Annotated in this window: 1 protein-coding gene; it reads right to left on the bottom strand. The window is 41.5% G+C overall.

Going from position 1 to position 422, the window contains the following annotated elements; genetic code table 11:
- A partial coding sequence (locus tag LKK83_RS30615; protein ID WP_324635253.1) for a tetratricopeptide repeat protein occupies nucleotides 1-422 on the bottom strand: 422 nt, incomplete at both ends.

The raw sequence follows: 422 nt of genomic DNA, 5'->3' as shown, positions 1-422 counted from the left end.
CATCGCCCCAACATATACCGAGAATTGGCAATTTTATAAATTTTTCCAGTATCCTCATCCAAGGATTCCGCTATCTGCAAAGCAGCTTCAAACCCAGATAAAGCATCCTGATATTGCTGGATATTAAACTGAAATCGTGCTAACTCGTATAGACAACTATATTCAGCAACGCGATCGCCCGTTTCCCGGAAAATCTCTAACCATCGCTGGTAAGACGAGATAACCCGTTCATCCTGTTTCAACTCCCGATACAAATTCACCAGATATTCTAATCCCGATAAAGCCCACTTTGTCTCCTTAACTTCCACATACAACTCAACCGCTTGCTCATACCAAGAAATGGCTGTTTCTGGCTGCTTTAAATTCCCATAGCATCGCCCCAACATATACCGAGAATTGGCAATTTTATAAATTTTTCCAGT

Origin of the sequence: Phormidium sp. CCY1219 (assembly GCF_035615515.1) — a bacterium.
GTDB lineage: Bacteria > Cyanobacteriota > Cyanobacteriia > Cyanobacteriales > Laspinemataceae > CCY1219.
The sequence above is the reverse complement of the archived record's forward strand: the minus strand, read 5'-3'. Positions and strand labels throughout refer to the sequence as shown.